Source organism: Mesocricetibacter intestinalis (assembly GCF_004363295.1).
GTDB classification, from domain to species: Bacteria; Pseudomonadota; Gammaproteobacteria; order Enterobacterales; family Pasteurellaceae; genus Mesocricetibacter; species Mesocricetibacter intestinalis.
The window spans coordinates 615,830-626,564 of sequence record NZ_SNYQ01000001.1; the positions used below are offsets into that span (position 1 = coordinate 615,830).

The 10,735-nt window shown below is 43.8% G+C and carries 6 protein-coding genes; 5 read left to right on the forward strand and 1 reads right to left on the reverse strand.

The features are described from left to right. The first annotated feature begins 123 nt into the window (after positions 1-123). The 4 genes from udk to EDC45_RS02815 are packed head-to-tail and all read left to right on the forward strand — an operon-like array spanning position 124 to position 3,953. Positions 124-774, forward strand: coding sequence for a uridine kinase (gene udk, locus EDC45_RS02800; protein ID WP_133543217.1), 651 nt, complete (start codon positions 124-126; stop codon positions 772-774). Positions 775-784: 10 nt separating this feature from the next. Continuing rightward, on the forward strand, positions 785-1,366 hold the full coding sequence (dcd, locus tag EDC45_RS02805) for a dCTP deaminase (RefSeq protein WP_133543219.1): 582 nt from the start codon (positions 785-787) through the stop codon (positions 1,364-1,366). 20 nt (positions 1,367-1,386) lie between these two features. Then, a complete protein-coding gene (locus EDC45_RS02810) occupies positions 1,387-2,760 on the forward strand; it encodes a hypothetical protein (protein ID WP_133543221.1) in 1,374 nt (457 codons plus the stop codon). Positions 2,761-2,762: 2 nt separating this feature from the next. Further along, a complete protein-coding gene (locus EDC45_RS02815) occupies positions 2,763-3,953 on the forward strand; it encodes a sugar transporter (RefSeq protein WP_208107239.1) in 1,191 nt (396 codons plus the stop codon). A 265-nt stretch (positions 3,954-4,218) separates the two neighbouring features. On the opposite strand, the gene der is transcribed toward EDC45_RS02815, so the two are convergent. Next, complete coding sequence (der, locus tag EDC45_RS02820) at positions 4,219-5,733, reverse strand: ribosome biogenesis GTPase Der (RefSeq protein WP_133543225.1); 1,515 nt, start codon at positions 5,731-5,733, stop codon at positions 4,219-4,221. A 914-nt stretch (positions 5,734-6,647) separates the two neighbouring features. Here der and EDC45_RS02825 point away from each other — a divergent pair. Further along, a partial coding sequence (locus tag EDC45_RS02825; RefSeq protein WP_208107234.1) for an ESPR-type extended signal peptide-containing protein occupies positions 6,648-10,735 on the forward strand: 4,088 nt, incomplete at its 3' end.

Genomic DNA, 10,735 nt, shown 5'->3' on the forward strand with positions numbered 1-10,735 from the left:
CGGAAAAAATAATAACGTGAGTTGCCTCACAGAATAAGGAGCGCAGCCGGCGTTCGCACGATTTGTCAACAGGGGCGGTTTTTCTTTATAATGACAGGGTTTTTCTTCATCAGGTGAGTACTTATGTCGACGCTATCCCCTATGCCTTGTATTATTATTGCCGTGGCCGGCGCTTCCGCTTCCGGTAAGAGTTTGATTGCTTCCACCGTTCATCGCGAGCTTTGCGACGAATTAGGTTGCGAAGAAATCGGGATTATTTCGGAAGACTGCTATTACAAGGATCAGAGCCATCTGGATTTTGCCACCCGGGTGCAAACTAATTATGATCATCCTAATTCTATGGATCGGGATTTACTGATTCGCCATTTGAAGGCGTTGAAAGCCGGTCAAGCGGTGGATATTCCGAAATACAGCTATGTGGAACATACCCGTATGCAGGAAGTAACTCATTTTGAACCGAAGAAAGTGATTATTCTGGAAGGTATCCTGCTATTGACGGATGAACGGGTACGCAATGAAATTAGCCTGTCCCTGTTTGTGGACGCGCCGCTGGATATTTGTTTTATCCGCCGTTTGAAACGGGATATGCAGGAGCGCGGCCGTTCTATGGAATCGGTAATCGAACAATATCGTAAAACCGTGCGGCCGATGTTTTTGCAATTTATCGAGCCTTCGAAACAATATGCGGATATTATTATTCCGCGCGGCGGCAAAAACCGTATTGCAATTAATATGCTGAAAGCACAGATTTTGCATCTGTTGGGTAAAAAATAAGGAGCAGGGTATGAGATTATGCGATCGCGATATCGAAAGATATCTGGATGAGGGGCTGATTCAGTTAACGCCGCGTCCGGATAATGACAAAATCAACGGGGCGACGATAGATGTGCGCTTGGGTAATTCCTTTCGCGTTTTTCGCGAGCATTCCGCACCCTATATTGATTTGAGCGGGCCGCGCGAAGAAGTGAGCGCTCAGCTCGAACGGGTAATGAGCGAAGAAATTATTCTGGCTGATGACGAGCCTTTTTTCCTGCATCCCGGTATGCTGGCGCTGGCCACCACATTGGAAGTGGTTAAGTTGCCGGCGGATATTATCGGGTGGCTGGACGGCCGTTCTTCGCTGGCGCGTTTGGGGCTGATGGTTCATGTTACCGCCCATCGTATCGATCCGGGCTGGGAGGGTAAAATAGTACTGGAATTTTTCAATTCCGGGCGTCTGCCCTTGGCATTACGCCCGAATATGGTTATCGGTGCGCTGAGCTTCGAAGTGCTCAGCGGTGCGGCCTTAAGGCCTTATAATTGTCGTAGGGATGCGAAATATAAGAATCAGCAAAGTGCGGTTGCCAGCCGCATTAATCAGGATTAACAATAATTATCTAAGGACGGATGATGGGCAAAAAAATAGGGATAGGGTTAGTAGGTGCAGCGGTTTTTGTACTGTTTTTGTTTTTCCTACAAACAGGAAAAATTGAAGAGCGCCTTAAATCGGTGTTTGCCGAACAGGGGCTTGAAGTGCGAGAATTGCATTTTAACCTTTTGCCCTCGCCCGTTTTTATTGCCGAAGAAGTGAAATATCTTTTTCCCGCCGGCAGCGATGCTAAAGGGGGAAAGGCGTCTTTTGCTCGCTTTGAAATAAAATTTGATTTCCTCTCATTGCTCGGCGCCCGTCCGAGAATTAATGCCGTGCAGCTGCAGGAAGGCGAAATTTATCTTTCTTTCCGGACTTATCCGGATTTTCATGCGATAAATCTGCTGTTAAAACCAACCGCACTTTATGCCGAGGATCTTCCGATGCTGGCATATTGGCTGAAAACCGGACTAAGGGAACCGCGAACAGCGCCTCTGAGTTTTACTTTTTTGCTAAGTGCTAAAAATGCCGGACTGGAGCGGCTGAATTTATCCGGCAATATGGGGCTGATTACAGCGGGTATTGAAGCCGAGGAATTAAAGGTGGAAATCACCTCTCCCCGTGCCACCTATGCAGCGAATAAATCCTTCTATGCGGAAATTGAGCAGGGCTATTTGCATCGAACCGATGGTGGGGATTATGAATTGAAAGCGCAAAAGCTGAAAATTAACCGTTGGGGGGTAGCGGGTGTCGAGGCTACCTTGGCGCTGCCGAATGAGCTGCGTAATTCTTATGCCCTGAACTTCGGGGCAACGGAATGCGGGCGTTGCCGACTGAAGGCGGAAATTCGCGAAAGCGCGCCGGCACATTATAACTTCAGCCTGAATGCACAATCCTTTCCTTTGCAACCTTTGCTTGAGGTTATGCGTTTGCCCGCACCGGTTAGCGGTAGGAGTGATATTTCCGCCGAAGGAATCATTGAGCGCGGTCGCCCGTCGGCGGGAAGAATGCACCTAAGCGTATCGGACGGAAGGTTGGATGGGATTAATCTGCTGCGTATGGTGCGCGATTATCTGCCGTTGCACTATAACGAAAGCGGCTTTAACACGGAAAATACCCAAACCGCCTTCCAACATCTTTCGTCGGCCTTGTCTTGGCAGGGGAGTTCCGTGGCGGTTGAATATCTTTTATTGCTGACCGATAAGATCCGAGTTGAAGGAAACGGCAATATGTCGCTTACGGATATGCAATGCGAGGCGAAAATTCAGATTGGTATCAATAAAAAAGAATATAGCGCGCTCGCATTACCGGTGCGTTTTTTCGGCGATTGTGGTTCTCCGCAGTATAAACTGGAACTGAATAAAAGTTTCCGTGAACAAGTGAAAAAATTGATTAAAGAGAAATTAAGATAATGATGTCATTGTCCCGGGCGGCTCAGCGCATCGCCTATTTACGAGTGGTTTGCATGGCTTTTGCGGCCTTTATTTTTAATACTACCGAATTTATTCCGGTGGCGCTTTTAACCGATATTGCCGCCGGTTTTTCTTTGCCGGAATCAGAAGTGGGCTGGATGATTACCCTGTATGCCTGGATTGTTTCTCTGATGTCGTTGCCCTTTATGCTGTTAACTGCGAAACAGGAACGGCGTAGCTTGCTGATTAAACTTTTTATTCTGTTTATCGGCAGCCATATTTTATCGGTATTTGCCTGGAATTATTGGATCTTACTGTTATCTCGCGTTGGGGTGGCTTTATCCCATGCGGTTTTTTGGTCGATTACCGCCTCTCTTACCGTGCGTATCGCTCCTAAGGGGAAACAAACCCAGGCCTTGGGGCTGCTGGCGATGGGAACCGCATTGGCAATGGTGCTGGGTTTACCCTTGGGACGTATTATCGGGCAGTGGTTGGGGTGGCGTGCGACTTTTGCGATTATCGCCATTATCGCCTGTGCGGTATTAATATTATTGGCCCGCTTGCTGCCTTATTTACCGAGCAAAAATGCCGGGTCGCTGGCCAGTGTCCCTCTGTTATTTAAGCGACCGTTGCTGGTGGGACTATATGTGTTGACCATTATTATTGTTTCGGCGCATTTTACCGCCTATAGTTATATTGAACCCTTTATGTTGAAAATCGGTAATATTGATGCCGGTATGGCCACCGCGATTCTATTGGTTTTCGGTTTATCGGGAATTGTAGCCAGTTTGCTATTTAATCGTTTTCACCGTTTCGGCCCGGCAAAATTTTTATTGGTAGCCATGGCTATTCTGGTGGGGGCGCTACTGCTGTTGTTACCATTGAGCGATAATGAATACTTTATGTTTGCCTTGGTATTTATTTGGGGGATAGGTATTTCCGGAGTGGGATTAAGCCTGCAGATTCGAGTATTGCAGCTTGCGCCCGATGCGACGGATGTAGCAATGGCGATTTATTCGGGAATCTATAATATAGGTATCGGCGGCGGCGCCCTGATCGGTAATCAGGTAATGCGGCATATGGGGCTGGCGGATATCGGTTTTGTCGGCTCGAGCCTGGCATTAGTGGCGATGATTCTGTTTATTAAGGTTCATCTGAAATATCGTCATTTACCGATTAAAGCCTTGAAATAGTAAAGCTCGATTCAAGAGCAATGGCGACAAAGAGCGGTATTTTTCTGCCTCTTTTTATATCGGCTAATTCTAAATGCCTTGTCTGAACCAAGTTTGAATTTCGGTGATAAAATAAGGGCGCATTATAATCTGCGCCCTTAATATTTTATTCCGTAAATTACTTTTTCCGAGGGAATACCGCTTTAGTATTCTTTCCGGGTTATAATCTCTTACCCTATTCATAGGGCTTAAAAAAGTCGCCGGATTTTGACCGCACTTTGATCGCCTAGCGTTTCGCCTTTTTAATAAATTTCATCAGACGCTTACGCTTGCGCAGCTGATTCGGCGTTAGGGTATTGCGTTTGCCGGCAAAAGGGTTATCTCCTTCTTGGAACAGCAGGCGAATCGGTGAGCCGATAATTTTCAGGCTGCGGCGATAATAATTGGATAGGTAGCGTTTATAGCTGTCTGGCAGTTTATCCGCCTGATTGCCGTGAATCACAATAATCGGCGGATTGTAACCGCCCGGGTGAGCATATTTTAATTTTATGCGACGCCCGCTGATCATCGGAGGCTGATGCTCATCGGTAGCCATCTGTAAAATTCGGGTAAGCAGAGAGGTGGTGATCTTTTGTGTGGCGCAGGCATAGGCTTCTTGCACCGATTCAAACAAATTCCCCACGCCGCTGCCATGTAGTGCGGAAATAAAATGCACCCGCGCAAAATCAATAAAATCCAGACGGCGGTCGAGTTCGGATTTTACCCTGTCCTTGATTTCCTGATCCAGCCCGTCCCATTTATTGACCACGATCACTAACGCCCGTCCGGCATTCAGAATAAAGCCGAGCAGGGATAAATCCTGATCGGAAATGCCTTCGCGTGCATCAATGGTGAGCAATACTACGTTGGCATCTTGAATCGCCTGTAGGGTTTTGATTACGGAAAATTTCTCTACGATTAAACGAACTTTGCCGCGCTTGCGTACCCCGGCGGTATCAATGATGGTGTAGTGTTGAGCGTCCCGTTCCATGGGAATATAGATACTGTCCCGAGTAGTGCCGGGCATATCGTAAACCACCACTCGATCTTCACCTAAAATACGGTTGGTTAAGGTGGATTTACCCACATTCGGGCGGCCGACAATGGCGATTTTTATATTGTTTTCTTCCTCCGTTGCCAGCTCTTCGGCAAGGGCTTCGTCCAGAAGTTCAGCGTCCTGTTCATCGGCGAAATCAAAACTATTCTCCCATTCATCGGATTCCTCATCCTGTACATTTTCGGCGCTATCCTCCGCTGTAACAGGTTCGGCGAGGGGAGCCAGTACGCTTTCCATCAGTTGAGTAACGCCCCGCCCTTGTGAGGCTGCAATTTGTGAGATTTCTCCCAAACCCAGTTGATAAAATTCGGCACAATGGGAATCGGCATCAATACCGTCGGTTTTATTGGCAACTAACACTGTCGTTTTATGGCTACGCTGGCGCAGATAATCGGCAATACCTATATCGGCGGGCATCAGTCCGGCACGGGCATCGACCAGAAACAAAACCACATCGGCTTCTTCAATGGCAAGCAGCGACTGTTCCGCCATTTTTTCTTCCACCCCTTGCTCCGAGCCGTCGATCCCGCCGGTGTCTATTACAATGAAATCATAGCCGGCAATATTCGCCTGGCCGTATTTTCGATCTCGGGTTAGCCCCGGAAAATCCGCCACCAGTGCATCACGGGTACGGGTCAGGCGGTTAAATAGTGTGGATTTTCCCACATTCGGGCGTCCCACTAATGCAACTACCGGCGTTGTCATACAAACCTCTTTTAAGTTATCCGATACCCTGAATGGGAATCTGGTATATATGGAATAAAAATCGCGGGCATTATAGCTTATTTTGCTTAAAAATGTGAAGAAGATAGCATTCAACTATATGATTTCAGATTATTTTTCATTTATGTTAAAAAAAAGTTTACTTGTTATGGGGATTTAAATAGAATGTCAAAATTTCTTAAATCCTTAACTCAGTAATTAGATAAATATTTAAGGTAGTTATAAGATAATTTTTCAGAATGGATGCTGAAAATCATATTTTTAACAAGATATTAGCGAGAATATATTGTAATTATGGTTAGCACCGTTACACTGACAAGCAAGCAAGCAAGCAAGCAAGCAAGCAAGCAAGCAAGCAAGCAAGCAAGCAAGCAAGCAAGCAAGCAAGCAAGAGGGACAGCATCGACTTATCCCTCGCGGGGCTGTCTTTGAATAAAAAAGGAGAGCATACGGTTTATTAGTTAAACCGTATGCTCTCCTTTTTTATTTTTTGTATTTATCAATGCAAGATTTTACCCATTTTATCCGCCATTACTTTTATTCGGCGGTGAGCAGTAGTTATTTAATAATATCAGGAGCCAATTTTTATGGAACATATCCTATTGCGGGGGAAGGTAACTGATCCCGACATCTATATTGATCCTTATCGGAATGCGGCAGCTAGCGGTATAACAACCGCTTTAGCTGTATGCGCCGGTTATCTGCACGATAACCACGGGCGCTGATAAGCCTAATCTTTGATGCTCAAAAATAATTTTTTGTAAATAGCTTGCTATAACTTAAATCAGTTAAAGGGCTGTTTTGGGAACCTTTGCCGTAAATCTATGGATTAGGGCATTAGGTGTCCATTGTTTAAATTTTTTAAATCTATATCTAAATTAAGGAACTTTACCAGTATGAATAAGGTATTTAAAGTTATCTATAACCATTCTCTAAGAGTATGGGTTGCCGTTTCCGAGTTAGCGAAGGGCTATGTGAAGTCGAGTTCTAGTTCGACTAAAAAACAGAAGAATAAGAAAAAAGGGTTGCTCAATCTTACTTCCGGTTCGTTGTTAACCGCAGCAACTATCTTAGGTACCTCTTCAATTGCATATGCATGGACGCCAAATACTCAGGGGGGTAATAATGACTATATTTGGTCTGGAGCAGGGATTGCAATTGGTGAAGGACCAAATAATGAGGGTAGCACAGCTCTAAATAAAAATGCGGAAGTTAGGGGAAGACATGGTATTGCTATCGGGGGAGATAGCCGTGCTAATTCAACCAACAGTGTAGCAATCGGATATGGTTCGAGAGCTGAGTCGGTACATTATGGTTCTGAGACACAAAAACTTACAATTGGCAATTATACTTCGAATATTACTTATGCAGGTGCGCCAAATGCCAGTACACCGGTATTTTCTATTGGTAATTCTACTTCTCCTCGCCAACTCCAATATGTTGCAGCAGGTCGAGTGAGTGAGAACTCTACTGATGCTGTTAATGGTTCTCAGTTATTTGCGGCTATTGAAGCTTTAAAAGATCAAAACGGCTTATCCGGTGTAATGTTTAATTTAACTACATCTAAATCCGGTACCGGTAATGTAACGAATAATACAACCCACGGCGTAGAAAAGGGGCAGCTTGTTACTATTGATGCCGGGGATAATATTAATATTACCCAAGCAGGCGGAAAAGTAACCATTGCAACTTCTGCAACACCGAATTTTACCAGTGTTAATACCGGCGGTTTAACAGTTCGTCCAAATAGTGTTGTTAATTTTGGCGGTAATGTTTTAGCTAATGTGGGCACGCCAACAAATAACACTGATGCGGCAAATAAAAAATATGTAGATGACCGCACTTTTGGTTTAACCACGCAAAACGGTAATGTTTCTAGCAAATTGGATAAAAGTATTGGCGTTGAAGGCGGTAATACTAATATCAATACTTCCGTAGTCGATGGTAAGGTTAAGATTAACTTAAATAATACCTTGGATCTCGGCACATCAGGCAGCGTTAAAGTAGGGGACAGCACCTTAAATAATGCCGGTTTGACTATTGCTGGCGGACCAAGCGTAACCAAAAAAGATGGTATCAATGCCGGTAATAAGAAAATTACTAATGTATCTAATGGTACCAATGCTACAGATGCGGTTAACTTTTCACAGTTAAATGCCACTAATCAGAATGTTACCAACCTAACTACAGAAGTTGCCAAAGGCTGGAATATCAATACCAGCAATTCTAGCGGCGGTAACGTATCAGGTAATTCTTTAACCAATATCAAAATGGGTGATACGGTTTTTATTGATGCAGGTCAAAATATCAATATTACTCAGAGCGGTCAGAAAATCAGTATTGCTACCTCCTCTACGCCGATTTTTGAGACTGTTACAGCCAATAGTTCCTTTAAGGTGGGCAGAACTAATGTTACTAATGGTGCAGTAAGTGGAATTGATGATAATTTACCTTCCATATTAAATTATGAGTATCGTCTTCCAGGGCAAGAGGGTTTTCCAAAAGCAAATGTTAATGTTACTAATGCTGCTAATGTTAATGATGTGCTAAATGCCGGTTGGAATTTAAGAAGTAATGATAAAAACGTAGATTTTGTTAAAACTTATGATACCGTAGACCTTAGCGATGGTGATGGTACTAAGGTAAATTTTGAACGTAACTCTAGTGCTAACAGTTCAGTTATAAAAGTAAATGTGCAGTATGATAATAGTACTATCGTTAAAAATGCTAATGGCAAATTAGCAGTTAATACAAGCAATATTATTAAAGGTGATAATACTACTACTCAGATTACCAATAATACTATTGCGGTAAAAACAGGTAATGTTAGTGTTAATCCAAATGGTACTGCGGTAGCAAATACTACTAATGGTTCTATTGCAACCGTAACGGATGTCGCTAGTGCTATCAATGATTCATATCATACTGTTAATACTGTAAAAAATAATAATCAAGTTATTGCTGGAGCGAATGCTACAGGTACGCAAGTAAAAGCTGGTAGCACCATAACTTATGGTGCGGGCAAAAATTTAGAAATTGCCCAGAACGGTAATAACATCACTTATGGCTTATCAAAAGATATTGATGTTACTAATGTTACTGCAACTAACGTTAAAACAGGCAATACCACATTAAATGATGCAGGTCTGACTATTGCTAACGGACCAAGTGTAACCAAAGACGGCATCAATGCCGGTGATAAAAAAATTACTAATGTGCTGGACGGTACCGATCCATTAGATGCGGTAAACCTGTCTCAGTTAAATGCCAGCAAATCCGTTGTGGAAGCGGGGAATAATATCAAGGTTACTCCTAATCCCACTGCTAACGGTACGGTTTATACCGTGGAGGCCAATACCGGTAGCGCTACTTTCACAAATGGTAATGCTTCAACACCTGACGGTTCGGCTTTAGCGACTACCGGCGACTTGGTAAATGTTACCAATAATGCCAGCCAATACCTGACTGATAAGGGCTTAAATTTTGCCGGTAACAAAGGCGGTAATATTCATAAGAATTTAGGTGAAACCCTCACTATCAAAGGTACCCTTGCCGATGGTAAAGACGCTTCTTCTGAAAATCTTCGTGTAGACAGTAACGGCAATGAATTAGTTGTACAGATGGCCAAAGATTTGGCGAACCTCACTTCCGTTACTACAACCGGCGATAACGGCACAACTAAAGTGAGCGGCGACGGTATCGTTATCGATCCTAAGGTTGCCGGTAAAGATAATGTTAGTCTGACGACTAACGGGTTAAATAATGGTAATAATAAAATTGTTAATGTAGCGAACGGCACCGATCCATTAGATGCGGTTAACTTTTCACAGTTAAATGCTACCAATCAGAATGTTACCAATCTAAATAACGAAATTGCCAAAGGCTGGAATATCAATACCAGCAGTTCTACCGGCGGTAATGTAACAGGTAATACTGCAACTAATATCAAAATGGGTGATACCGTTGTTGTTGATGCGGGTAAAAATATCAATATTACTCAAACCGGTCAGAAAATCAGCATTGCGACATCTTCTACCCCGACTTTTGACAGTGTAGATACCGGCAATCTAACCGTTAGAGCCAACGGTTCGGTGAATTTTAATAATGTTACTTTGAAAAATGTAGGTGCACCGACCCAGGATGGTGATGCGGCCAATAAAAAATATGTAGATGATCGCACTTTCGGTTTAACTACACAAAACGGTAATGTTTCTAGCAAATTGGATAAAAGTATTGGCGTTGAAGGCGGTAATACTAATATCAATACTTCTGTAGCAGATGGTAAGGTTAAGATTAACTTAAATAATACATTGAATCTCGGCACATCAGGCAGCGTTACAGTAGGGGACAGCACCTTAAATAATGCCGGTTTGACAATTGCCGGCGGACCAAGTGTAACCAAAGACGGCATCAATGCCGGTGATAAAAAAATTACTAATGTGCTGGACGGTACCGATCCATTAGATGCGGTAAATCTGTCACAGTTAAATGCCAGCAAATCCGTTGTGGAAGCGGGGAATAATATCAAGGTTACTCCTACTCCTTCTGCTAACGGTACGGTTTATACCGTGGAGGCCAATACCGGTAGCGCTACTTTCACAAACGGTAATGCTTCAACACCTGACGGTTCGGCTTTAGCGACTACCGGCGACTTGGTAAATGTTACCAATAATGCCAGCCAATACCTGACTGATAAGGGCTTAAATTTTGCCGGTAACAAAGGCGGTAATATTCATAAGAATTTAGGTGAAACCCTCACTATCAAAGGTACCCTTGCCGATGGTAAAGACGCTTCTTCTGAAAATCTTCGTGTAGACAGTAACGGCAATGAATTAGTTGTACAGATGGCCAAAGATTTGGCGAACCTCACTTCCGTTACTACAACCGGCGATAACGGCACAACTAAAGTGGATGGGGATGGCATTACTATTAGCCCAACAGCACCGGGTGAAGGTAAAGGCAATGTTAGCCTGACCGGTAACGG